This is a genomic window from Acidobacteriota bacterium, from assembly GCA_018268895.1.
GTDB lineage: Bacteria > Acidobacteriota > Terriglobia > Terriglobales > Acidobacteriaceae > Edaphobacter.
Window position 1 is genome coordinate 534515 of record JAFDVP010000012.1, and the last position, 24191, is coordinate 558705.

Consider the following 24191-nt stretch of genomic DNA (forward strand, 5'->3'; position numbering starts at 1 on the left):
ATAGATGTCATGCTTCATGATAAGCAAATAGCATTGCATTATATGCAATGCTATTTCTTCCCCGTGCGAATGTCATGCCCTTCAGTGCCAGGAATCGTCGCACCCAGCAGCGCTGCTGCCGTCGGCCCAACGTCCTCAATGGAGACCCCCTCCAACGCGCCGCCGCACCTCTCGATCCCCACGCCAGAAACAATGAAGGATGGATGCATCTGAGGGACCTGCGGACTGTATCCATGCGCTCCCTTGCTCGCCGAATCCGTCACCGACGGCCCCGTGAGGTTGCTGCCGAAGCCGAATCCCTCCACCGCGTCGATCGCAAGAAACGCCAGCGGATCGGCCCCCATCGTCTTCAACTCCTCCGGCGTGTACACGTGCGCGATTCCGTTCGCGGGATCGGCCGCTAGCCGGCGAACAATCTCCGTCGCCTTCTCGATGCTCGCACGGTCGTTCGGGTCCTTCGCCTCAAAGAAAACCGAGCCCGTCAGGTTGCGCTGATACACCTTCCAGTCCGTCAGGCGTCCGTTCCTGTCCGTCGTAATCAGCCCCGCCTCGCGCAGCGCGATCAGCGGATGAAACAGCTTCGTCACCGGAAGAAACCCATGGTCGGAGACGACCATCCACGTCGTCTCCGACGCCCGTCCCGACTGCTCAACGTAAGCGCGGATCTTCCCGATCTGCGCGTCGATCCTCTCCAACTCTGCATGCGACTCCGCCGTGTGCGGGCCGTACTTGTGCTGCGCCTCGTCCAACTCGCTCAAATGCAGGGCCATCAGCGACGGCCTCCGTGTGCGCAGAATCGCAATCGTCGCGTCCGTGCGCCAGTCGTCCGACATCGGACGCGCCGTCGTGTTCTCCTTCTGCATCTCGGCGAACAGCCCCGGCGTCGAGATCACGCGCATCAGGGCGATGTCCTCTTCCGTGCGCACCGGACGATACTCCGGCAGAAGGTAGTCCACGTCCGCACCCACCGTCACCGGCCACGAGACCGCCGCCGTCTTCAGGTGCGCCGTGTGCAGCGCCTGCCACAGCGTCGGCGACTTGATCTTCTCGGCGAAGTAATACCAGCCGCCAAACTCCAGGTTGAACGGGTCCATCGGTGTGTTGCTGATCACGCCATGCGCCGCCGGCGGCTGCCCGGTAATCATCGCCGTGTGGCTCGGATAGGTGCTCGCCGGAAACACGCCCATCATCCCTGGCGACGCACAGCCTGCGCTCATCAGCGCGCGAAGGTTTGGAATCTTCAGTCCATGCGCATCGGCCGCTTCGTACTCCACCGGGGTCATGCCGTCCACGGAGACCAGGATCACCTGCTTCGCCACAGGGCCCTTCGCTGCCAAAAACGGGCAATATCCCACCGCAACGGCCAGCAATGCTGCAACGCGCGAGAGAGTCCTGAACATGCCGTCTCCTGGCGGAAGTAGTGGCAAATACTGAAGAAACTTCATCGTAGACAGCCAATCGCCAAATGTCAACAAACGGTATACCGAAGTTCAGGCAGCCACGCAGCGGGTGCCCCAGGTCTCGATTCTGAGACCTGGGTTCATTCGAGCGAAGCTCGAACCCTTACCGCCAATTCAAGTAGATCGGGTTCGTCAGTACCACCGGATCACTTCCAGGTTCTCCATCCACCAGCTCAGCCCGTACCCAGTGACGTTTGCCGTCGGAGACCCACCGGTAGCTCGCCGCCCCATTCGTCAACACCGGCTGATCGGCCACCGGCTTGCCGTCCACGTACAGCCGCAACTGCGCGCCCGAGCGGTCGTTGGTCGAGATCGTGAACTCCACCGCGCTCCTCTCGGCGGCCTTCACCTCATCGCCCATCATCGCGGTCCCGGCGGTCAGCAGTAGCTCCGGCCCATCCGGCCCATGCGTCTTCACGTAGACGTGGCCGGCCTTGATGCCCTCAAGGATCGCCGGCTGCGAAAGCTCCTTCGCATACACCACCGTCGTCGGAATGCCCACGCCATCATGCAGCGACAACTGCTCGCCGCCGCGATGCTCATCGCCACCGCCCACGCCCGTCGGACGCAGCCCTTCGGCGTGCAGCTTCTCCCACAGCGGAACGCCGTTGCCCGGCGGCGGCGTGAACCACGACCCATGCTCGTGGTAGCCGTTGATCACCTCGATCGCGTCCACCTTCGAGAAGTCCGTAATCGGCATCCATCCCCACCCGCAGCCGGGGCACTTGCCGTCCCACGGCCAGTAGAAGTGATTGATGCTCACCAGTGCATTCTGCGCGTGGGCCTGGTCGAAGAGATTGTTCACCGTGAACCCCTTCTCCCACACGCGATAGTCCAGAAAACCGATCGTGCCCCACGCGTTCGCGTGGCCGCGCGTTGTCGTCACCTCTTCGCCCGCGATCAGCAGAAGCTTGTCGTAGTAGGGCTGCACCTGGTCCAGCTCGTTGAAGGTGGCCTGCGTGTTGTGATCCGTCACGGCAAGAAAGTCGAGCTTCTGCGCGGCCGCCGCCGCCAGCAGCTTGAACACCGGACACGGCACATTCTTCCCCGACTGGCTCCTGCACACCGCATCCGTGTTGCCTGTGTGCGAGTGCAGGTCGCCCATGTACCATCCCGGCTTCGCATTCAGCACCGCGTAGTGCTCGGGGTCGAGCCTGCGCGAAAGATGAATCTTCAGCGTGTACTCGCCGTGCGCCCCGGGAGCGACGTAGTTGAACCCGAACGACACCTTCCAAACGCCCGGAATCAGCGGCCCCGGCATGTACGGCCCCGTCGCCGTCACCGTCGAGATGGAAAACTTTGCGCGGCCCTCGCCGCGATAACGCTCCGGGTCCCACATCCCCACCGTGACGTACATGCCCTTCTGAAAGCCGGGCGAATCCAGCTCCACGTCCATGCGCTCGATCCCCGTCGGCATCGTGAAGGTCTGCGTCTCATGTGTGCCGATCTTCTCCGGAGCAATCGTGCCATGCAGCTCGAGATCGAGTGAAGGGTCTTTCGGCGCATTCTGCGCAAACACCATCGGCGAAACAACCAGCAATGATAGGGCAACGGCAGCCTGCATGTAACTCATGAAGCGCATGATCGGAAACCTCAAACAGAAGTTGTAAAACGCCTGCGATGCAGCATACCAGCACCATTTCTCACTGCACTATTCCAGTGCCGTCATTCTGAGCGCAGCAAAGAATCCCTGTAGTTTGCTTTAGCGGCAACGATCTTTGGCCAAGCATCCGATTTGCATAAATCACCCACCACGGGTTTACAGTAAACAGCATTGCGCGTCGGCAACACCGAACCGAACCCGCGAGCGCACCTCAGAACTCACATCCGAAAGGAAGCAGCCCTTTGTTCGACTACAAGAAACTTTTCGATCTCTCAGGCAAAAAAGCGCTCGTCGTTGGAGCAGGCAGCGGCATCGGCGAAGCAGCAGCCCTCGGTCTCGCCGCGCATGGAGCGCACGTCCTCTGCGGCGATCTCAACGTCGAAGCCGCGCAGAAGGTCGCCGACGCCATCAAGAGCACCGGCGGCAGCGCCGAGCCCATTCCCTTCGACATGCGCGACGGCGATGCGGTCAAGAAGATCTTCGAGGGCCTCACCGACCTCGACGTCCTCGTCAGCACTCCCGCCATCAACGTCCGCAAAGAGCTGCTCAACATGAGCGAAGAAGAGTTCGACCGCGTGCTCACACTCAACCTCAAAGGCACCTTCCGCCTGATCACCGCCGCCGGACGCAACATGAAGGCGCGCGGCAAGGGCAGCATCATCGCCTTCGCCAGTATCCGCGCGCAGACGGTCGAGCCCGGCCAGGGCGTCTACGCCGCAACCAAGGCCGGCGTTCTGCAGATGTGCCGCACGCTCGCCGCCGAGCTTGGACCGCACGGCGTCCGCGTCAACGCCATCGGCCCCGGCGTCGTCGACACGCCGCTCACTGCCCCCATCGCCGCCAACAAGGACTGGTACAATGCCTACGCCAACAAGAGCGCGCTCGGCCGCTGGGCCAAGCCGCATGAGATGGCAGGCGCAGTCGTCTACCTCGCATCGGACGCCGGATCATTTGCAACCGGTACGCTTACAATTGTCGACGGCGGATGGACCGCGATCGACGGACGCTTCACACCACCGCTGTAAAGGCCTGTCTGTTCGAACCGCAGCCACCAGCACTCGGGTGCCCCACCCTTCACGCAGTGAAGGGTGGGATGAACCAAGCCCAGGCAGCCATCGTCCTCAAGGCTGTGGCGTTAGCGGATCGAACTGCGAGGGAGCATTCGGGTTGGGAATGTCTCCCTCGGCAACGAGCCCGTCCCGCGCGCTCGAAAGCTCAACGTGGACCACATCGGCAAGCCGGTAGAGCTTGGCGTGGACCCTGTGAGCAAGAAACTCATCGCATGTGACCTCGATGCGGACCGCGGTCACGTCGCGCTCGCGAACGACGTTCAACCGGTCGATCTCGAGCAACTGCTGGTCGTAGATCTGCGCCAGCCGCATGATGAGCCTGGGCCTTGCCACTGCCGTGATCCGGTACGTAAACACCATCGCCTTGCCCGACCTTTCGCTGTCGAAAAAGTTGTTCACCCAAAGAGAAAGCCCGCCAGAGCTTGTGCTATGGCGGGCTTCGTGTCTTCCGTTCAATTCGGATTTACGTCGCGCCACCACCTGAAATGGCCGAAATAATGGACCGAATCGCGAGCGCGGCAGAGCGCGATGCCGGCCGATTCGCCGGTGTCGCCGTCAACTCGATCGCCGCTCGATGATTCATGCGTTGGAGCATATACCCGAATCTCCCCACCGCGCAAATCTATCTACGCGCAGGAAAAGCCTTAGAGCCGTCATTCTGAGCCGAAGGCGAAGAATCTCAGTATTTTCCACGCCATCGAGTCATCGGAAGGTTTCAGGGCGGCGCATCTGAGATTCATCAAACTTCGTAATGGACTTACCCCAATCGCGACTTAAGTCTTGCCAAGTAGGATTGATCGACACAATCAGTTGAACCTTCTTGTTCCGCAACCATCCCTTCAATTCCGTCTCTCGCGCAATAGCACGAGAGACAGATTCGTAAGACTCGTAATAAACAAGGCTTCGGATGTTGTAGCGAGCAGTGAACGACGTAGCCCCCGTGGCGGTTTTGTGTTCGCGAACTCGATCTGCCAACCGCGTCGTAACACCAACGTACAACACCCTTCTACTGTTGAACATGATGTATACGTAAGCCTGCTCAGGTGACATTCGTTTCTGCCTCCAAAGACTACTGAGATTCTTCGCTTCGCTCAGAATGACGAGCGAGTTGCATGACGAACTAGATTGAATGACGGACTAGCTTGAAACCGCAGTCAGCCTCTCCAGCTTCCTCAGCACGGCATCGCCCACCTGAACGGTGGTGAACGTACCGCCAAGGTCGGGCGTTCGAGCTCCTTCTGCGAGCGCGTCGATGCAGGCCCGCTCCACCTGCGCGGCCTCGTTCGGCATCCCGAGCGAGAGACGAAGCATCATCGCGACACTCAGAATCTGCGCCATCGGATTCGCCAGCCCCTTGCCTGCAATGTCAGGCGCGGAGCCGTGAATCGGCTCGTAGACCGCAGGGTTATACCGCGTGGCCCGTGTCGCGCCGATCGTCGCCGAGGGCAGCATTCCGAGGCTTCCCGTCAGCATCGACGCGAGATCGGAGAGGATGTCGCCAAACATGTTGCCCGTAACGATGACGTCGAACTGCTTCGGCGCGCGCACCAGTTGCATGGCGCAGTTGTCAGCGTACATGTGCCGCAGCTTGACGTCCGGGAACTCGCGTTGATGAAGCGCCGTCATCACCTCGCGCCACACCAGACCGCTCTCGGTGACGTTGGCCTTCTCCACGCTGCACACCTCGTTGCGCCGCTCGCGAGCGAGATGAAATGCGACGCGGCCCACGCGCTCGATCTCATCTGTCGAATACGTCTCGGTGTTGTAGCCGCGCTTGTCTCCATTACCAAGCGTCTCGATGCCGCGCGGCTCACCGAAGTAGAGCCCGCCGGCGCACTCACGCACGATCATCAAGTCGAGGCCGCGGATGACCTCGGGCTTAAGCGTGCTTGCCTCAATCAGCGGATCGAAGAGCAGAGCAGGACGAAGGTTCGCGAAGAGGTTCAGCTCTTTGCGCAGGCGAAGGATGGCAATCTCGGGGCGCAGGTCAAATCCGAGGCCCTCCCACTTCGGCCCCCCAACCGAGCCGAAGAGGACGGCGTCGGAGGCGCGGGCGCATTCCATCGTCTCATCGAGCAGCGGCGTTCCGTGCGCGTCGATGGCGCATCCTCCGGCGAGCGCGTACTCCAGTTCAAAGCGCGCGCCTGACCGCGCTTCCACCTGCTTCAACACACGGACGGCCTGCTCCATCACCTCGGGCCCGATACCATCGCCCGGCAACACAAGAATCCTGAATGACTCGCTCACAAATTTTCCTTTCCCTTGAACCTCTTCTTGCATACGACATCGCCGAGCCGGGAGGCAAATTGCAGACACAGGAATGTGGAACAGGGACAGCACACAAATTGTTCCACGTGGAACAATTTTCTTGACATGCACTCTGGAGGATGAGAGAGGGAAATCTATTCGGCAAGCTCCGCCACGGCGACCGGGGAGGAGGCCTTCATCAGCGCCAGGTACACCGCTCCGGCGATGAAGAAACCGACGAACCAGGCGTAGTCGTAGAGGAACCGCACGGCGGGCACGACCAGCCCGATGAGCGCGACAAAGACCCCCGCAGCCAGTGCGGCGAGCGCCCTGGGGTTGATGCCGTTCGCATACTCGTACACGCCAGTGCGGCGATAGAGAGCGTTCGTATCCAGCTGCGTGCGACGCAGCAGGAAGTAGTCGGCGATCATGATTCCGGCGACCGGGCCGAGCAGGCCGGAGTAGCCGATCAGCCAGCCGAAGATGTAGCTACCGAAGCTCGACATCAGCTTCCAAGGCATCATGGCGAGACCGAGAAAGCCGGTGATGAGTCCGCCGGTGCGGAAGCTGATGTAGCGCGGCGCGAGGTTGGAAAAATCGTTCGACGGCGAGACGACGTTGGCTCCGATGTTGACGTTGAGCGTGGCCACCAGCAGCGCGATCAGCGCAAGGAATGCGACGAAGGGCTGGTGAAAGCGGCCGAGCAGCGTGATGGGCGACCAGATGGGTTCGCCGAAGATGGAGACCGAGGCCGAGGTGCAGGCGATGCCGATGAAGGAGTAGAGCGTCATCGCAACTGGAAGACCAAATGCCTGGCCGACGATCTGCGCGTCCTGGTTTTTGGCGTAACGGGTGAAGTCGGGGATGTTGAGCGAGAGCGTAGCCCAGTAGCCGACCATCGCGGTGAGCGAGGGAAAGAAGAACTTCAGGAACTCTCCAGTCGAATGGAACCGGCTCGGCGTGGAGAGCATCGGGCCGAAGCCGCCTGCCTGGTGCAGCATCCAGAAGAGGAGCGTGAGCGACATGACGAGCATGAAGGGCGCGGAGAGGCTTTGCAGAGAGCGGATGGATTCAACGCCGCGCCAGACGACGAACATGTTCAGCAGCCAGAAGCCGAGGAAGCAGACCCAGAGCACTCCCGGCCGGTTTGCCGTCTGCGGCCAGAGCACATTGAGCATGGCGAAGATGGCCTGTCCGCCGAGCCACGATTGAATGCCGAACCATCCGCAGGCGACGAGCGCGCGAAGCAGCGCGGGGATGTTTGCGCCGCGTGTGCCAAACGATGCGCGCACGAAGACCGGAAACGGAATGCCGTACTTAGAGCCGGCGTGCGCGTTGAGCAGCATGGGCAGCAGAACGATGAGGTTGCCGAGGAGGATGGTGCCCACGGCCTGCTTCCAATTCATGCCGCCTGCGATCAATGACGACGCGAGCATGTAAGTCGTCACCTCCATCGACATGGAGAACCAGAGGGCGATGTAGTTGTAGGTGGTCCAGGTGCGGCGCGAGGGGGGTGTGGGCGCGAGGTCGTCGTTGTAGAGGCGCGGGTCGTGGGGGACGTCCTGATAGGCGATGTCAGGTGATGTTGTGGCACTCGCGGGCGGCATCATGTCCACGCTCCGCCGCGGGCCTGGCGGCGGAGGTACTGGCCGCGTCCTGCCTGCGCGATGTACTTGCCCTTGTCAACGATGAGTTCGCCGCGCGAGAAGACCTTGCTGGCGTTGCCCTTGACCTTCCAGCCCTCGAACATGGAGAAGTCGCAGCGCATGTTGTGTGTGGCGGCGGAGATGGTGTGCTCGGCGTTGGGGTCCCAGAGTGTGATGTCGGCGTCGGAGCCTGGAGCGATGACGCCCTTTTTCGGATACATGCCGAAGATCCGTGCGGGTGCGGTGGAGGTGATCTCGACGAAGCGTTCGTGTGAGATTTTTCCAGCGTTGACGCCGAAGTGAAAGAGCAGTTGCAGGCGGTTTTCGACGCCGGGGCCGCCGTTGGGGATCTTGGTGAAGTCGTCCTTGCCGAGTTGCTTCTGGTCGGCGAAGCAGAAGGGGCAGTGGTCGGTGGAGACGACCTGGAGGTGGTCGTGGACGAGGCCGTCCCAGAGCCTGGGCTGGTTCTTCTTCTCGCGCAGCGGCGGAGTGAAGACGTACTTTGCTTCTTCGAAGCTCTTGCCGGGCATCTGGTCTTCGAGCGAGAGAAGGAGGTACTGCGGGCAGGTTTCGGCGAAGGCGGGCAGGCCGCGATCGCGCGCCTCGCGGACCTGATTGAGTGCGTCTTCGCTGGAGAGATGGACGATGTAGACGGGCACACCCGCGATCTCGGCCAGGGCAATGGAACGGTGGACGGCTTCGGCTTCAGCTTTCGTTGGGCGCGTGAGTGCGTGATAGACGGGCGCGGTCTTTCCTTCGGCGAGAGCCTGCTGGACGATGGTGTCGATGGCGGAGCCGTTTTCGGCGTGCATGCAGACGAGCGCGCCGTTCTTCGATGTCTGTTGCAGCGCCTTGAAGATGGTTCCGTCGTCGACCATGAGGACGTTGGGGTAGGCCATGAAGAGCTTGAAGCTGGCGACGCCTTCGCGCACCATGTCGTCCATGTCGTTGAGCCCCTGCTTGCCTGCGTCGGAGCCGAGGTCGGTGACGATCATGTGCAGGCCGTAGTCGATGCAGGCCTTGCCTTCGGCCTTGGCACGCCAAATGTCGAGCGCGTCGCGCATGCGTGTGCCGCGTGCCTGGATGGCGAAGTCGACGATGGTGGTGGTGCCGCCGATGGCAGCGGCGCGCGTGCCGGTGAGGAAGTCGTCGGCGGAGACGGTGCCGCCGAAGGGCATGTCCATGTGCGTGTGCGCGTCGACGCCGCCGGGGAGGACGAAGAGGCCGGTCGCGTCGACCGTGGTGTGGCCCGTGGGGTCGATGGCGGCGCGGACATCGGTGATCGCGCCGTTTTCGATGAGGACGTCGGCCTTTTGCGTGCTGTCGGCGTTGACGACGGTTCCGTGCTGGATCAGTGTTCCCATGGCGCTCCGTTGGTTTTGCAAGAGCAAAAGCGAACTACTGAGATTCTTCGCCTTCGGCTCAGAATGACGGGTTGAAGATTGTTGCCTCAACCGTTGGTGTTCATAACCTCCACGGCTGGAGCGCGGCCTGCGGCGGTCCGCTCGGCCCAGGTCTCGGGTGCGAGGCCGGTGTCGACGCGTTCCATGGTAATGCAGTTTTCGACCGGGCAGACGAGCGAGCAGAGGTTGCAGCCGACGCAGTGCTCTTCGTCGACGCGCGGGATGCGCTCGAGCGGTGTGACGGCGTTGTTTGAGCCTGCCGTACCGAGGTCGAGCTTGGGGATGGGCGTCATCGAGATGTGACGGCTGGATTCTGCTGTGACCTGCGCGGGCGTGCGGGTGGTGTCGGGCGCGGGTGATGTGCGGTCGAGATGGATGCACTGGTGCGCTCCGTCCCAGCAGGCGGTGTAGCAGAGCTGGCAGCCGATGCAGAGGTCTTCGTGGATGCGCGCGATGATCTTGAAGTTGAGGTTGAGGTCCTTCCAGTCGCGGACTTTGGGGATGGAGAGGCCGCGGAAGTCTTCGATCGTGCTGTAGCCCTTCTCCGCCATCCACTGCAACATGCCGTCGGCCATGTCTTCGACGATGCGATAGCCGTAGTGCATGACGGCGGTGCAGACCTGCACGGTGCCGCAGCCGAGGAGGAGGAACTCGACGGCATCGCGCCAGGAGCCGACTCCGCCGATGCCGGAGAGCGGAAGCGCGGACGCGGGATCGGACATGACCTGGTGGACCATGTTGAGCGCGATGGGCTTGACGGCGGGGCCGCAGTAGCCACCGTGCGAGCTGAGGCCGTCGACGTTTGGCCGCGGCTCGAGCGTGTCGAGGTCGATGCCGGTGATGGAGTTGATGGTGTTGATCGCCGAGAGCGCGTCTGCACCTGCGCATTTTGCCGCGCGGGCGACGGCGCGGATGTCGGTGATGTTGGGCGTGAGCTTGACGATGACGGGCGTGCGCGCCTTTTCTTTCACCCAGCCGGTGATGCGCTCGGCGTACTCGGGTACCTGGCCGACGGCGGAACCCATGCCGCGCTCGCTCATGCCGTGCGGGCACCCGAAGTTGAGCTCGAGGCCGTCTGCGCCTGCGCCTTCGGCTCGTTGCACGATCTCGTGCCAGGACTCGCGCTTCGATTCGACCATGAGGGAGGCGATGACGGCGTGGTTGGGATAGCGGCGTTTGACCTCGGCGATCTCGGCGAGGTTGACCTCTACGGGGCGGTCGGAGATGAGCTCGATGTTGTTGAAGCCCATCATGCGGCGGCCGTCCCAGTCGATGGAGGAGTAGCGCGAGCTGACGTTGGTGATGGGCTCGCCGATGGTCTTCCAGACGGCGCCTCCCCAGCCGGCGTCGAAGGCGCGCATGACCTGTTCGCCGCAGTTGGCAGGCGGTGCGGAGGCGAGCCAGAAGGGATTGGGGCTCTTGATGCCGCAGAAGGTGGTTTCGAGTGTGGGCTTAGAGGGCATCGTTCACCTCCGTCTGTACTTGCGGATTTTTGCAGGAGAAGGTGATAGTGGCCGCAAAATGCAGGTCCTTCGAGTTCGCTGCGCTTCGCTCAGGATGACATATTTGTTGATAGATCCTAAGCATGTTGGGCCTCCAGCCATGCGGCGATTCCGATTCCCGCGCGCTTGCCGTCGGCCACGGCGTCGACGACTTCGCGGCCTCCGTTGGTGCAGTCTCCGCCGGAGAAGAACTTTGGGTTCGAGGTCTGGCCTGTGGCGCGATCGACGAGGACGCGGCCGCGGTCGAGCTTGATCTTTGCGGGGCCGCTTGCCTGTTCGCACAGAAAGTTCGTGTGCGTGCTTTGCCCGATGGCGAGGATGACGAGGTCGATGGAGAGCGAGAACTCCGAGTTTGGCTCAGGGACGAGCGAGTCCTCTTCCGATGCGGCGAGCCTTACGAGTTCGAGCGATTCGACCTTGCCTGCTCCTTTGATGTTGATCGGTTGGACGTGCCAGAGAAACTGCACTCCCTCCTCGCGCGCGTGGGCGTATTCAAAGTCGAAGGCGGACATCTTCTCCGCGCCGCGGCGGTAGACGAGGTGGACCTCGGCGGCACCGAGACGTACCGATGCGTTGGCAGCATCGATTGCCGTGTTTCCCGCGCCGACGACGGCGACTCGCGCGGGGACGGAGAGGATGGCTCCGGACTTGTATCCGGCGATGAAGTCGAGCGCATTGGTGACGCCCGGAAGCTGCTCGCCCGCGATGCCGAGCTTGTGAATTGCGCCGAGGCCGATGCCGAGGAAGACAGCGTCGTGCGTGCGCTCCAACTCGGCGAGCATGGCCGCGTCGACGCGCGTGTTGAAGCGGAAGTCGACGCCGAGTTGCGCGAGCATGTCGATCTCGCGAAGACTTTCGGCGAGTGGGAGTTTGTATTCGGCGACGCCGTAGGTGTTGAGGCCGCCGGGCAAGGAGCCTGCCTCGTAGATGGTGGCGCGGATGCCGCGGCGGCGAAGCTCGGCGGCGCATGCCAATGACGCAGGGCCGGAGCCGATGAGCGCCACCTGCCTTCCGGTATCGGGCGCGGGGGTAAACGGCAGCGGCGCTCCGCTTGCGTGGAGGGCGTCCATTGCGAAGCGTTGCAGACGCGCAATCTGGATGGGCTGCTTGTTGTAGCGGTGCATGACGCAGGCGCCTTCGCAGAGCACGTTGACGGGGCAGACGCGAGAGCAGCTTGCGCCGAGAATGTTGGCGTCGAGGATGGTGCGGGCCGAGCCGGCAAGATTGCCGCTGGCGATTTTTTTGATGAAGGCGGGGACGTCGATGTGCGTGGGGCAGGCTCCAGTGCAGGGCGCGTCGAAGCAGTAGAGGCAGCGGTTGGATTCGACGACCGCGGACTGGCGGTCGAAGGGAGGATGCAGATCGGGAAAGCGCGCGGCTATCTCGGGATGGGTTTCGGTCTGCTGCGCGAAGGGCCTTGCTTCGTTCATCGACAACCCCTGTTTCGCGGGCCGATCTGGCTGCGAGAGAGATCATTATCCATTATTTGAGACGGATGGGAAGCGATTTCGGATGAGGGTGAACCGGGGGGCGCACGTGCGTTCTCGCTTCCCTTTTGATCTGTGGCGCTTCAGGCGAAAAGCAGATTCCTCGGCTTCGCTCGGAATGACAATCAAATGGGGGGAATAACACGAGGGCAGATCATTCAACCTGCGATCCAGCGCATCGTCTTTTCGGCGAGACGGGCGAAGGCCTGGGCGGCGAGTTCGAGGTGCTCCTTCTTTGTGTCTTCGAGCTTGTTGTGGCTGAGGCCGTTGAGCGATTGGGTGAACATCATGACGGTGGGGATGCCGGCGCGCGAGACCTCGGCGGCGTCGTGCAGGGGGCCGGAGGGGAGGCGGTGCGAGGTACCCGTGATTTCGCGGATGGACTGGTCGCAGAGCTCGATGAGCTCGGGGTGGAAGGGGATGGGTTCGATGTTCCAGATGCGCGACCACTTGACAGTGCAGCGCTCTTCGGTGGCGAAGCGTTGGCTGGCTTGCTGTGCTTCTTCGAACATGGAGGCGAGCACTTGGGCGTCGAGGTCGCGCATGTCGAGCGTGGCCTCGCAACGGCCGACGACGGCGGTGACGATTCCGGGGAAGGTCTTGACGCTGCCCATGGTTGCGACGGAATCAGGGTGCTTGCGCGCGATGGGGCGGATCTCGAGCGCGAGCTTCGCAGCCGCGGCGAGCGCGTCGCGACGGACGGCCATGGGCGTGGAGCCGGAGTGGGCCTCCTGCCCATGGAAGGTGATGGCGTGGCGCTCGACGCCCTTGGTTCCGAGGACGACGCCGAGGGGAAGCTGAAGCTGCTCGAGCACGGGGCCCTGCTCGATGTGGAGCTCGAGATAGGCGGCGGCGTCTTTGCGCTCGACGGCGGCGTCGCCGATGCGGTCGATGTCGAAGCCGCATTCGCGGAGGGTGCTCTCGAGTGTCTCGCCGTCGCGGTCGGTGCGGCCGCGGTCGGCGGCGATGGAGTGATGGCCGGCGAAGGCGGAGGAACCAAAGAGGCTGCGGCCGAAGCGCGCGCCCTCTTCGTCGGCCCAGTCGACGAGGCGGACGGTGACGGGGGGCTTGCCGTTGTGGTCTTCGGCGATAGCACGCATGACCTCGAAAGCGGTAAGGACGCCGAGGCAGCCGTCGAGCCAGCCGCCGTTGGGCACGGAGTCGAGGTGGCCGCCGAGGAGGAGCGCGCGGCTGGAGGCGCCGCGAAGCGTGACCCAGAGGTTGCCGGCGGCGTCGTAGTGGTGCTCGACGGGGAGCGATCTGAGCTTTGCCTCGAACCATGCCTGGGCCTTGAGCCAGGTAGGGCTCCAGGCGACGCGCTGCGCGCCGTGCTCGTCGGAGGTAAGCGCGCGAAGGTCTTCAAGATCGGCGATGACACGTTTTGGGTCGACGGGCATGGACACTCCTTATTGTTCGAGTAGCCGAGCCATGATAGGCACAGTCCTCAGGGGCTAAAGCCCCTCTACTTTACTGCGTCTCACGGCACGGCTAAAGCCGTGCCCTTAACGAAACTGCCGCGAAGATGACTCTGCCAGGAGTTCGTTCCGCTTGACCTTCTCATTAAGGAGGCCGGAATATCAGGCATGGTACAGGTTTTTGTATCGCAGAGGGTGATGACGCCGGAGGGTCTACGTCCGGGGGCGGCCGTGGTTGAGGATGGACGCATCGTGGCAGTTGTCGAACCGAAGGACGCGCCCGCGTCTGGCACCGTGCGCGACTTCGGCGAATTTGTGCTGATGCCTGGGTTTGTCGACTCACACGTCCATATCAACGAACCGGGACGAACCGAGTGGGAGGGGTTCGAGACGGCGACGCGCGCGGCGGCGGCGGGCGGGTTTACGACACTGGTCGACATGCCGCTGAACTGCCTGCCGGAGACGACGACGGTTGCCGCGCTGAAGGCGAAGCGCAACGCCGCACGAGCGAAGTGCCGCGTGGACTGGGCGGCGTGGGGCGGCGTGACGGACGACAACCGCGACGACATTGAGCCGCTGGCGAAGGCCGGTGTGAAGGGGTACAAGAGCTTTCTGGTCGACCCGGGAATTGCTGGCCTGACGATGCTTAGCAAGCGAGGTCTGGAGCGAGCGGCGCCGGTTCTTGCGCGGACGGGGCTTCCTCTGCTGGTCCATGCAGAGGTGCAGGGCCCGATTGATGCGGCTGCCGCTGAGCTTAAGGATGCGGACTGGCATGAGTATGCGACGTATCTGCACTCGCGGCCGGACGTGGCCGAGCTGGAGGCGATCCGGCTGTTGATACGGCTCTGCCGTCAATACAGGTTTCGCGTGCATGTCGTCCACCTGGCGACGATGCTGGCTCTCAATGAGTTGGAAGAAGCGAGGGCAGAAGGTCTTCCGATCACGGTGGAGACGTGCCCGCACTATCTGCACTTTGCAGCGGAGGAGATTGGCCGCGGTGAGACGCTGAAGAAGTGCGCTCCGCCGATACGCACGAGGGCGAACCGCGAGGGATTGTGGCGAGCGCTGGAGCGCGGGACGATTGACCTGATTGCGACCGATCATTCGCCTTGTCCGCCAGAGATGAAGCGCGTGGAGGAGGGCGATTTCAGCAAGGCGTGGGGCGGCGTTGCGAGTCTTTCCGTTGCTGCGTCGGTTGTATGGACGGGGATGCGGGAGCGCGGGCTGCCGCTTAGGAAGCTGACCGAGTGGATGTCGACGGCCTCGGCACGACTGGCTGGGTTGGAGCGGCGTAAGGGACTGATTGCTCCGGGGAAGGACGCGGACTTCGTGGTGTTCGATCCGGAAGCCAGCTTTCGCGTGACGGCTTCGCGGCTTTTGTACAGGCATCCGGTTTCGCCTTATGTGGGCGCGGAGTTGTATGGCGTGGTGAGGGGGACCTATCTGCGCGGGAATGAGGTTGTGGCTGGAGGGGATCCGATGGGAAGGGAGGTTGTGTGAGTGGGCTTGGTGTCCTTCATCCCATCCTTCGCTTCGCGAAGGATGGGGCACCCGAGGGGTCGTGGCGAGGCTGGAAAACTACAGGGATTCTTCGCCTGCGGCTCAGAATGACGACTGGGTATAGGCGATGGATGTGTGCGCGACGACAGGTGTATGTGATGGGAATTTGGATGGGTTTCGATTCCGGTGGCCCTCGTCGCCGGCTGTTTGTATGCTATTTGGATTCCGTGAATCGATGGAATGCCTGTTCGTGAAAGGATCGTTTGAACGAGCGCGTCGTAGGAGTAGCGGTTCCGAGGAAAGAAGGTGCAGCCAAGGTCACCGGAACGGCGAAGTATGTCGATGACATCCAGCTCGATGGAATGCTGTTCGGAGCAACTGTTCGAAGCACGATCGCCCGCGGAAAGATCACCGGCATTCACTTTGGCGCAGGGATCAACTGGGACGAATTTGTCATTGTTACGGCAGAGGATGTTCCGGGAAAGAACGTCGTCTCGCTGATTGCGGAAGACCAGCCACTGCTTGCAAGCGAACAGATCAACCATCCTGAAGAACCGGTGCTGCTATTGGCCCACGCTGACCGACATCTGCTCCCACTTGCTGTAGCTGCTGTGCGAATCGAGTATGAGGAGCAGCCTTCGATTCACTCGATTGAAGAGAGCGAGAGCGGCAAAGAGATTGTCTGGGGCACGGACAACACATTCAAGACATACACGATCGACAAAGGCAACGTCGATGAAGTGTGGGGGGACGCAGCCTGGATTGTGGAGGGCGAGTACACAACCGGCGCGCAGGAACAGCTCTACATCGAGAACAACGGTGTCATCGCGCAGGTAGACGATGCCGATGGCGTGACGGTGTGGGGATCGATGCAGTGCCCGTTTTATGTTCACAAGGCTCTGATGGCGCTGACTGGATTGCCGGAGGACAAGGTCCGCGTGATTCAGACGGAGACGGGCGGAGCGTTTGGCGGCAAAGAGGATTATCCGTCGATCATCGCTGGACATGCTATGCTGCTGGCAAAGAAGTCCGGACGGCCGGTGAAGATTATCTACGATCGCATGGAGGACATGGCTGCGACGACGAAGCGCCACCCTTCGCGCACACGGCACAGAACGGCGATAGACAAAGACGGCAAGCTGCTTGGCGGGGAGATTGAATTTGTCATCGACGGCGGCGCCTATGTAACGCTGTCGCCGGTTGTTCTTTCGCGCGGCACGATTCATGCAGCGGGGCCTTACTACTGGCCAAGCATTCGCGTGAAGGCGAAGGCCGTGGCGACGAACACTCCTCCGCATGGAGCGTTCCGCGGCTTCGGCGCGCCGCAGAGCCTGTTTGCGCTTGAGCGGCATATGGATGTTGTGGCCCGAACGATTGGAATGCCGCCGGATGAGTTTCGCAGAAAGAACTTGCTGAAACCAGGACAGACGACGGCGACGCAACAGGAGATCCGCGAACCGATCGATTTGCAACATCTGCTGGATCGCGCGCTTGAGCTGAGTGACTATCACGCGAAGATGGCTCGCTTTGCAAAGCAGAACCGCGGCAACGCGAAGAAGAAGGGGATGGGCATTGCCGCCTTCTTTCACGGTGCGGGATTCACAGGATCGGGCGAACGCTATCTGAATGCGTTGGTTGGAGTGGATGCCGATGCAAACGGCGACGTGCGCGTGCTGGTTTCGAGCACAGAGTTTGGACAGGGTACGAATACGATCCTGTGCCAGATTGCCGCGGAGGCGCTGGGACTGGAGTACGAGGACGTTGGTATGGCCCCTGCGGATACGCGCATCGTTCCAAACAGCGGCCCGACTGTTGCCTCTCGGACGGCGATGATTATCGGCAAGCTGGTGCAGAGAGCAGCAATAGACCTGAGGGAAAAGCTGGTGGCGGCGAGTCTTCTGAGCACGGATGCAGGACGCGATGCGTTTCGTCGCGCTTGCGCAGAGTACGTGCGGAAGTTTGGCGAGTTGAAGGCGTACAGCAGGTATCAGGCCCCGCCAGACGTGTACTGGGACGACACGAAGTATATGGGCGAGGCGTATCCAGCGTTTGGATGGGCTGTATATGTCGCCGAGGTGACCGTTGATACGGCAACGTACAGCGTTACGGTCGATGACTTCATTGCGCTGCAGGAGGTCGGCAGAGTGCTGCATCCGGTGCTTGCGGCGGGACAGATTGAAGGCGGCGTAGCGCAGGCGATCGGCTATGCGCTGTACGAAAAAGTGCTGTGGAACCAAGGGCGAATGCAGAACAATCAGATGACGAACTATATTATGCCGACCTCGCAGGACCTTCCGCCGATACGGGTTTACTTCGAAGAGGTTCCTTATCAGTACGGACCCTATGGCGCGAAAGGCATTGGTGAGCTTCCGATGGATGGACCGGCTCCGGCGATCGTTAATGCTGTTGTGGCCGCCACTGGTGAAGAGTTTTGCTCGATACCGCTGATGCCTGAGGATGTCTTCGTTGTGATGGGCGTTGGTGCAAATGTTTCTGACGAGGTCACAGCGTAATGTCCGCGCGTACAGAGATTCGCTTCACGGTCAACGGCACGGAGCGCGCTGTGCCAGCATATCCGATGGAGCGCCTTCTGGATGTGTTGCGCAATGAGCTGGGACTGACAGGGACGAAAGAAGGCTGCGGCGAAGGCGAGTGCGGGTCGTGCTCGGTGATGCTGAACGGCGAGTTGGTAAATAGCTGTCTTGTGCCGGTGCTTCAGGCAGAGGGAGCAGACGTGCGCACGATCGAAGGGCTTGCGGCAGAGACGCTGCATCCGGTACAGAAGGCGTTTCTGGAGTGCGGCGGAGCGCAGTGCGGTATCTGCACGCCGGGGATGATTGTTGCGACAGTCCACCTTCTGCGGTCGAAACCAAAGCCGACGATGGAGGAGATTCGCGAGGGGCTGAATGGAAACCTCTGCCGCTGCACTGGCTACACGCGGATATTCGAAGCGGTAAAGAGCGCGGCGCAGGCGATGAGTTCGGATGATCTGAAGATTTTGGCTGCGGCGCCGGAGAAAGCTGAATGAGATCGCTGCCGTCGAGCTATGAGCTGGTATCGCCGCGATCGCTGGACCGCGTGCTGGCGCTGATGGCAGAGGAGCCAGGAAGTTGGACTCCGGTGGCGGGCGGCACGGAGGTGATGGTGCAGTTCGGCGCGGGGAAGCTGGCTGCGCGCCGGCTGGTGGATATTGGCGGACTGGCGGAGCTGAGGACGATTACGGAGCGAAGCGATGAACTGCACGTTGGGGCCGGGTGCACCTATGCCGACCTGCGACGGAATGCCTGCGTCAACAGCGAGTTTCCGATGCTGAGCACTGCCGCGTCGTGGACGGGGAGCATTGCGAATCAGAACCGCGGCACGCTTGGCGGGAACATTGTGAATGCTTCACCGGCGGCCGATTCCCTGCCCGCCTTGCTGGTGTATGAAGCGGAGCTGGTTCTGGTCTCAACGCGTGGCGAACGGCGCGTACCCTATGTCGATTTCCACACGGGCTATAAGCAGATGCGCCTGTTGCCTGACGAACTGGTTCGCAGCATTATTTTGCCGCGACGATACAAGAGCTATACAAGCTGCGCTCGCAAGGTTGGGCCACGCAATGCGCAGGCAATCTCAAAGCTGTGCATGGCGGCGTTGGCGAAGGTTTCGGATAGGCGGATTGAGGAGATCAGAATTGCGTTTGGCAGCATGGCTCCCGTTCCCCTGCGCCTGCGCAAGACGGAGGCTGTGCTGAACGGAAGTACGTGGAGCGAAGAGACGCTTCGCGCAGCGCGAGCTGCACTACAAACAGAGGTGGCACCAATCGACGACATCCGCTCAACGCGACAGTATCGCGTTGCCGTGGCGGGAAACCTGCTGGAAGAGTTCCTGCGAGGATTGTTCGCGAAGACAGTGAATACCGTACTGGAGCGATGGAATTCACTGAGCGATGCCGATGCCGCGTCTGAATTGCTTTCATGCTGCGGATCGAGCGCATGGGCACGCTCGATGGCCGCCGCACGGCCATATGGAGACGCGCAACAACTGTTTCTCCGCGCGAGCGAGGTCTGGCGCGGGCTTGGCGTCGACGACTGGATGGAAGCATTTAACAGCCATCCGCGCATAGGCGAGCGTCACGCCGCGAACGCAACAACAGCCACTTCGGCGGCATGGTCAGCAGGCGAACAACATAACGTGCAGAGCGCGGTGGACGAGGTCAAACGCGCGATTGCCGACGGCAACAGACGCTATGAGGAACGCTTTGGCAGGATCTTTATTGTGTGCGCGACGGGAAAGCAGCCGGCAGAGATACTGGCAACTCTCAATCGACGTCTTGCTAATGACGACGAGACGGAGCTGAAGGAATCGGCAGACGAGCAGGAGAAGATTCTTCAGCTGCGTTTGAAGAAGTGGCTGATGCAGGAGGGAGTTTGAGCGGAATATCGACCCATATTCTTGACACGGCCTCGGGCAAACCAGCCACCGGCGTGGGCGTCTCTCTATTGCACGCAGATCGACGTGACGGGTGGCAGACATTGTCGGCGCAACACACCGATGGCGATGGCCGTTGCCGCCAACTGATGCCGGAAGGCGTTGAACTGGCACCGGGACAATATCGGATTCGGTTTGATACTGGGGCGTATTACGCCGCTCAAGCATTGCAGGGGCTCTACCCGTTTGTCGAGATCACGTTTACCGTTCAGGCGACAGACACGCACCTGCACATACCGCTGCTGTTGACGGCCAATGGCTACACAACTTATCGAGGAACGTAACCGGATGATCAAGTTGGGGGAGAACAGATACGGGAAGTGCCGGGTGCGTGTGGTTCGCGTTAAGCGCGACCGTCCGGTGCATGAGTTCCAGGAATGGACCGTTGAAGTGTTGCTTACTGGCGACTTTACCGAATGCTTTGAAGACGGCGACAACTCGCGCATTATGGCGACGGATTCGATGAAGAACACCGTGTATTCGCTGGCACGGGACACGAACGCGGGCACGATTGAAGATTTTGCGCTGGAGTTAACAGACTACATCGTGAAGACCAATCCGCAGATTGATTCGGCGAGCGTATCGATTACAAACGTGCTGTGGGGACATATCACGATCGATGATGTTGCCGCACCTTCCGCGTTTATCAAGAGTGGCGGCGAGGTGGAAACCTCGGAGGTCACTCGACAGAAGGATGGCACGCTGACGGTAGCATCGGGAATTGAAAACCTTGTGATTATCAAGACAGCCAATTCAGGGTTTGAAGGGTTCATTCACGATGTGCATACAACACTGCCGGAGACGGCGGACAGATTGTTTGGAACGGCGGTTCGAGCGCGTTGGACATATGCAGTCAGCGATCTGGCATTTGCCGAGACACGCGACACAGTTCGCAATGCACTGCTGAAGGCATTTGCGGCGCATGACAGCAGGTCGGTGCAACACACCCTGTATGCGATGGGAAAGGCGGCTCTGGAGCAGGTTCCGGCGATGAAGGAGATCGAGCTGACGATGCCCAACAAGCACTGTATTTTGGTTGACCTCGCGAAGTTCGGCAAGACAAACCCCAACGAGATCTTTGTGCCGATCGAGGAGCCCTATGGATACATCGAGGCAACGGTACGGCGGGAGAACTGAGCTGAAAGAGCCCTCGCATGAGATGACCTCTCACGCAGCGCGTGTGATGGAGCGATGCCGCGAGCTTGCGCGCATCACCGACGTCGCGGGCGAGACGACGCGGACATTTCTTTCGCCTGCGGCACGCCGGTGCATGAAGACCGTGACGTCATGGATGGAAGCCGCAGGGTTTGAGGTTCGTATTGATGGCGCAGGAAATCTTCATGGTCTATACGCCGGTGCACAGCCGAGGACCGCTCGCCTACTTATCGGATCGCATCTGGATACAGTTCCGAATGCGGGCGCCTTCGATGGAGTTCTGGGGGTGATGCTTGGTCTTGAGCTGGTCGAGGCGCTTGGCGGCAAAAGGCTCTCGCATGCGATTGAACTCGTTGGCTTCTCGGAGGAAGAGGGCGTGCGGTTCGGCACTCCTTTTATCGGAAGCCGTGCGCTTGTGGGGCGCGTTGACGATCAATTGCTCTCGAAGGCAGATGCAGCGGGGGTCTCTGTACGGCAGGCGATAGTGGACTTTGGGCTGAGCGCTGGCGCAATCTCATCGGCAGCGCTGGATGAACGAACGAAGGCTTACCTTGAACTTCATATCGAACAGGGCCCTGTGCTCGAGAGCGAGGGGCTTCCGCTTGGCATCGTCGAAGCCATTGCTGGGCAGACGCGCGGGGAGATGCGCTTTGCCGGTGCAGCGAACCATGCTGGAACGACACCGATGCGCTTGAGACGCGATGCCGTTGCGGCTGCGGCACAGTGGATTGGCGAGGTGGAACGCCACGCGCTTGACACGAAGGGTCTGGTGGCAACGGTGGGCCGCGTTGGGGTTCTTCCCGGAGCGGGCAACGTGATTGCAGGAGAGGTCAAGGCCAGCCTCGACGTGCGACATGCCGACGATGCTGCGCGCGCAGATGCAGTGCGCAGCCTTATTGCGGCGGCAGATAGAATTGTGCGCGAACGCGGCCTCTCAGCCGAATGGCAAGTGCTGATGGAGCAGTCGGCCGTTGCAATGGATATGCGCCTGACGAAGATCGCCGAGGATGCCGTTATCGACGCGGGCGTCGTTCCGTTCAGGATGACGAGCGGCGCGGGGCACGATGCGATGGTGATCGCGGAGCGGGTTCCGTCGGCGATGATCTTCTTGCGCAGCCCCGGCGGGTTGAGTCATCATCCCGATGAAGCGGTGCGGCAGGAGGATGTCGCATATGCGCTGGCTGCTGGGTTAAATTTTTTACAGAAATTCGATGAGACGGCGGTGAGAGATTGATGCACAACCTCGGAGTGACACGGAGCAGTTATCACCGGACGCACCTGCTGCAAACGCCTGACACCTTCATTCGCACAACCCTGCCGGGCATGAGGGGAGCGAGTGCAATCGTCCACGTAGCTCCGCAGCTTGGCGCAGCGTTTACCGAATATACCGCGGAGCTTGAAAGCGCGGGCGTTCTTGGGCCAACGCCTGGGCAGCGGTTTGTGTATGTGCTTGAGGGCGCCTTGAAGATCGAGGGAAATGGCGGATCGCGCGCGCTTGCACAAAACGGCTACGCCTATATTCCGCAAGGCGCCAGCCATACGATTACAGCCACGGAGAAGAGCAGAGCTGTGGTGATCGAGAAGAAATATGCTGCGCTGACCGGCGTTGCCTGTGGCGCTCCGATCTTTGGAGATGCGGCCAGCGTTGTTTCGACTGCGCTGATGGACGATGCGGACTTGCAGGTACAGACCCTGCTGCCGGACAGCATAGAATACGACTTCGCCGTAAACCTGATGAGCTACGAACCTGGTGCGGCGCTATCGATGGTTGAGATTCATGTGATGGAGCATGGGCTGTTGATGCTGGAGGGCGGCGGCATCTACCGGCTCGCCGACTCATGGTATCCGGTGACGGCGGGCGATTTTATCTGGATGTCCCCTTACTGCCCGCAATGGTTTGGCGCGATCGGGAAGACTCGTGCGAAGTATCTGATCTACAAGGATTCGAATCGGCACCCATTGGGCGAGGTGTAGTGCGATGCAGATCGCAATCAATGAGAAGAGGCTGACCTCCGAGCTTGAAGCGCTTGCGGCTATCTCAGAGCTTGATCCGCCGGCGATTACGCGCATTGTGTACAGCGATGCTGACCATCGTGCGCGAGAGTGGTTTCGCGGATTGTGCGATGAAGCAGGACTGCCCGTTCGTGTCGACGCTATTGGAAACGTATTCGTGCGGTGGGAGGGTTCGGAGCCAGGACTGGCGGCGATTGGAACGGGATCGCATATCGATGCGATTCCTCATGCAGGCGCGTATGACGGCACGGTGGGAGTGCTGGGTGGCCTTGAAGCAATTCGTGCGCTGAAAGAGAGCGGGCTGGCACCGCGCCGGTCGATCGAGCTGCTGTTGTTTACTGCCGAAGAGCCTACGCGCTTTGGCATTGGATGCTTTGGCAGCCGCTTGCTCGCAGGGACGCTGGACAGCAGCACGGGCGAGCGACTGAAGGACCCTGATGGAGCGACGTTGAATGAGCTTCGCGACGCCGCGGGATATAAGGGCACAATCGAGAGCGTTCGTTTACCCAAAGACCATTACGCAGGCTTCGTCGAACTGCATATTGAACAAGGCCCTTTGCTGGAGCGCGAGGGAATACCCATCGGGATTGTCACGAATATCGCCGCGCCTTCGGGGCTTCGCATCACGATTGAAGGCGAGGGCGGTCATGCGGGCGCTCTTCTGATGCCTTACCGCAAAGATGCTTTCTGCGCGGCTGCGGAGATTGTGCTGGCGGTGGAGCACAGTGCAAAAAGCACAGGAGCGATTGACACCTGCGGGACGGTGGGCAAGTGTCTGATTCATCCAGGCGCGGTAAACAGCGTGCCGAGCAGAGTGCAGATGGAGGTGGACGTTCGCGACACAGACGAAGCGCGACGGGACCGCGTACTCGCTCAGATCAGGGAGGCCTGCGCGGACGTAGCGGCACAGCGCGGCGTGTCGGTGCAGATTGAAGTTGTCAATGCTGATGCTCCAGCAGAGTCATCGCAAGCAATTATCGATGCCATCTCGCAATCGGCAGATGAACTCGGCCTGCGATGGAAGAAGATGGTGAGCCGGGCCTATCACGATTCGTTGTTCATGGCGCGAATCGCTCCCATGGCGATGATCTTCATTCCGTGCCGCGATGGTGTGAGTCATCGGCCGGACGAGTATGCGAAGCCGGAGGATATTGCGAATGGTGCGCGGGTGCTGGCACATACGCTGGCGAAGCTGTCTCTCTGAGCAGAGCGGTTCGAGC

The 24191-nt window shown here is 61.2% G+C and carries 20 protein-coding genes and 1 pseudogene; 11 read left to right on the plus strand and 10 right to left on the minus strand.

Going from position 1 to position 24191, the window contains the following annotated elements; translation table 11 throughout:
• Positions 1-50: 50 nt before the first annotated feature.
• Both JSS95_15750 and JSS95_15755 read right to left on the minus strand, forming a co-directional pair.
• Positions 51-1400, minus strand: a complete 1350-nt coding sequence (locus JSS95_15750; protein ID MBS1801266.1) for an alkaline phosphatase family protein — start codon at positions 1398-1400, stop codon at positions 51-53.
• A 163-nt stretch (positions 1401-1563) separates the two neighbouring features.
• Positions 1564-3042, minus strand: a complete 1479-nt coding sequence (locus JSS95_15755) for a CehA/McbA family metallohydrolase (protein MBS1801267.1) — start codon at positions 3040-3042, stop codon at positions 1564-1566.
• A gap of 263 nt (positions 3043-3305) precedes the next feature.
• Between JSS95_15755 and JSS95_15760 the strand changes: the two genes are divergently transcribed.
• The gene (locus JSS95_15760) at positions 3306-4088 is read left to right on the plus strand and encodes an SDR family oxidoreductase (GenBank protein ID MBS1801268.1); all 783 of its coding nucleotides are present in this window, start codon (positions 3306-3308) and stop codon (positions 4086-4088) included.
• A 96-nt stretch (positions 4089-4184) separates the two neighbouring features.
• Here JSS95_15760 and JSS95_15765 read toward each other — a convergent pair whose 3' ends face one another.
• The 8 genes from JSS95_15765 to JSS95_15800 form a co-directional block, all read right to left on the minus strand.
• Positions 4185-4532: a hypothetical protein gene (locus JSS95_15765; GenBank protein MBS1801269.1), complete on the minus strand. Its 348-nt coding sequence runs from the start codon at positions 4530-4532 to the stop codon at positions 4185-4187.
• Between the two features lie 303 nt (positions 4533-4835).
• Positions 4836-5183, minus strand: coding sequence for a GIY-YIG nuclease family protein (locus JSS95_15770; GenBank protein MBS1801270.1), 348 nt, complete (start codon positions 5181-5183; stop codon positions 4836-4838).
• Between the two features lie 87 nt (positions 5184-5270).
• Positions 5271-6380: a 3-isopropylmalate dehydrogenase gene (leuB, locus tag JSS95_15775; GenBank protein MBS1801271.1), complete on the minus strand. Its 1110-nt coding sequence runs from the start codon at positions 6378-6380 to the stop codon at positions 5271-5273.
• 155 nt (positions 6381-6535) lie between these two features.
• Complete coding sequence (locus JSS95_15780) at positions 6536-7987, minus strand: NCS1 family nucleobase:cation symporter-1 (GenBank protein MBS1801272.1); 1452 nt, start codon at positions 7985-7987, stop codon at positions 6536-6538.
• Positions 7987-9390, minus strand: a complete 1404-nt coding sequence (gene hydA, locus JSS95_15785) for a dihydropyrimidinase (protein ID MBS1801273.1) — start codon at positions 9388-9390, stop codon at positions 7987-7989. Before hydA ends, JSS95_15780 begins: the two co-directional genes overlap by 1 nt.
• A gap of 86 nt (positions 9391-9476) precedes the next feature.
• Positions 9477-10892, minus strand: coding sequence for an NAD-dependent dihydropyrimidine dehydrogenase subunit PreA (preA, locus tag JSS95_15790; GenBank protein MBS1801274.1), 1416 nt, complete (start codon positions 10890-10892; stop codon positions 9477-9479).
• A gap of 116 nt (positions 10893-11008) precedes the next feature.
• Entirely contained in the window at positions 11009-12361 is a 1353-nt protein-coding gene (locus JSS95_15795; GenBank protein ID MBS1801275.1) for an NAD(P)-dependent oxidoreductase, read from the minus strand.
• A gap of 215 nt (positions 12362-12576) precedes the next feature.
• On the minus strand, positions 12577-13815 hold the full coding sequence (locus tag JSS95_15800) for a Zn-dependent hydrolase (GenBank protein MBS1801276.1): 1239 nt from the start codon (positions 13813-13815) through the stop codon (positions 12577-12579).
• A gap of 186 nt (positions 13816-14001) precedes the next feature.
• Here JSS95_15800 and allB point away from each other — a divergent pair, with 186 nt between their 5' ends.
• The 10 genes and pseudogenes from allB (at position 14002) to JSS95_15850 (ending at position 24175) form a co-directional block, all read left to right on the plus strand.
• Complete coding sequence (gene allB, locus JSS95_15805; GenBank protein ID MBS1801277.1) at positions 14002-15333, plus strand: allantoinase AllB; 1332 nt, start codon at positions 14002-14004, stop codon at positions 15331-15333.
• A gap of 362 nt (positions 15334-15695) precedes the next feature.
• On the plus strand, positions 15696-17846 hold the full coding sequence (locus JSS95_15810; protein MBS1801278.1) for a xanthine dehydrogenase family protein: 2151 nt from the start codon (positions 15696-15698) through the stop codon (positions 17844-17846).
• Positions 17846-18361, plus strand: a complete 516-nt coding sequence (locus JSS95_15815; protein ID MBS1801279.1) for a (2Fe-2S)-binding protein — start codon at positions 17846-17848, stop codon at positions 18359-18361. The genes JSS95_15810 and JSS95_15815 overlap by 1 nt, the downstream gene beginning before the upstream one ends.
• Positions 18358-19212, plus strand: a pseudogene (locus JSS95_15820) (FAD binding domain-containing protein). The gene JSS95_15815 and the pseudogene JSS95_15820 overlap by 4 nt, the downstream one beginning before the upstream one ends.
• Positions 19213-19224: 12 nt before the next feature.
• Positions 19225-19746 carry a 2-oxo-4-hydroxy-4-carboxy-5-ureidoimidazoline decarboxylase gene (gene uraD, locus JSS95_15825; protein MBS1801280.1) on the plus strand — a complete coding sequence of 174 codons (522 nt, stop codon included), beginning with the start codon at positions 19225-19227 and terminating at the stop codon, positions 19744-19746.
• A complete protein-coding gene (gene uraH, locus JSS95_15830; protein MBS1801281.1) occupies positions 19743-20087 on the plus strand; it encodes a hydroxyisourate hydrolase in 345 nt (114 codons plus the stop codon). Before uraD ends, uraH begins: the two co-directional genes overlap by 4 nt.
• 4 nt (positions 20088-20091) lie before the next feature.
• Positions 20092-20940 (plus strand): urate oxidase, encoded by an 849-nt coding sequence (gene pucL / locus JSS95_15835; protein MBS1801282.1) that lies wholly within the window; start codon positions 20092-20094, stop codon positions 20938-20940.
• 22 nt (positions 20941-20962) lie between these two features.
• Positions 20963-22192, plus strand: a complete 1230-nt coding sequence (locus tag JSS95_15840) for an allantoate amidohydrolase (protein ID MBS1801283.1) — start codon at positions 20963-20965, stop codon at positions 22190-22192.
• The gene (locus tag JSS95_15845; protein MBS1801284.1) at positions 22192-22932 is read left to right on the plus strand and encodes a (S)-ureidoglycine aminohydrolase; all 741 of its coding nucleotides are present in this window, start codon (positions 22192-22194) and stop codon (positions 22930-22932) included. The genes JSS95_15840 and JSS95_15845 overlap by 1 nt, the downstream gene beginning before the upstream one ends.
• Before the next feature lie 4 nt (positions 22933-22936).
• Positions 22937-24175: a M20 family metallo-hydrolase gene (locus JSS95_15850; protein MBS1801285.1), complete on the plus strand. Its 1239-nt coding sequence runs from the start codon at positions 22937-22939 to the stop codon at positions 24173-24175.
• Positions 24176-24191: the final 16 nt, after the last annotated feature.

Coding starts and splice junctions, on each gene's coding strand:
- allB (MBS1801277.1), top strand. CDS start 14,002: ATGGTACAGGTTTTTGTATCGCAGAGGGTGATGACGCCGGAGGGTCTA.
- JSS95_15850 (MBS1801285.1), top strand. CDS start 22,937: ATGCAGATCGCAATCAATGAGAAGAGGCTGACCTCCGAGCTTGAAGCG.
- JSS95_15840 (MBS1801283.1), top strand. CDS start 20,963: ATGACCTCTCACGCAGCGCGTGTGATGGAGCGATGCCGCGAGCTTGCG.
- pucL (MBS1801282.1), top strand. CDS start 20,092: ATGATCAAGTTGGGGGAGAACAGATACGGGAAGTGCCGGGTGCGTGTG.
- JSS95_15755 (MBS1801267.1), bottom strand. CDS start 3,042: ATGCGCTTCATGAGTTACATGCAGGCTGCCGTTGCCCTATCATTGCTG.
- JSS95_15800 (MBS1801276.1), bottom strand. CDS start 13,815: ATGCCCGTCGACCCAAAACGTGTCATCGCCGATCTTGAAGACCTTCGC.
- JSS95_15750 (MBS1801266.1), bottom strand. CDS start 1,400: ATGTTCAGGACTCTCTCGCGCGTTGCAGCATTGCTGGCCGTTGCGGTG.
- JSS95_15815 (MBS1801279.1), top strand. CDS start 17,846: ATGTCCGCGCGTACAGAGATTCGCTTCACGGTCAACGGCACGGAGCGC.
- JSS95_15780 (MBS1801272.1), bottom strand. CDS start 7,987: ATGCCGCCCGCGAGTGCCACAACATCACCTGACATCGCCTATCAGGAC.
- JSS95_15795 (MBS1801275.1), bottom strand. CDS start 12,361: ATGAACGAAGCAAGGCCCTTCGCGCAGCAGACCGAAACCCATCCCGAG.
- JSS95_15810 (MBS1801278.1), top strand. CDS start 15,696: ATGCTGTTCGGAGCAACTGTTCGAAGCACGATCGCCCGCGGAAAGATC.
- JSS95_15845 (MBS1801284.1), top strand. CDS start 22,192: ATGCACAACCTCGGAGTGACACGGAGCAGTTATCACCGGACGCACCTG.
- hydA (MBS1801273.1), bottom strand. CDS start 9,390: ATGGGAACACTGATCCAGCACGGAACCGTCGTCAACGCCGACAGCACG.
- JSS95_15770 (MBS1801270.1), bottom strand. CDS start 5,183: ATGTCACCTGAGCAGGCTTACGTATACATCATGTTCAACAGTAGAAGG.
- preA (MBS1801274.1), bottom strand. CDS start 10,892: ATGCCCTCTAAGCCCACACTCGAAACCACCTTCTGCGGCATCAAGAGC.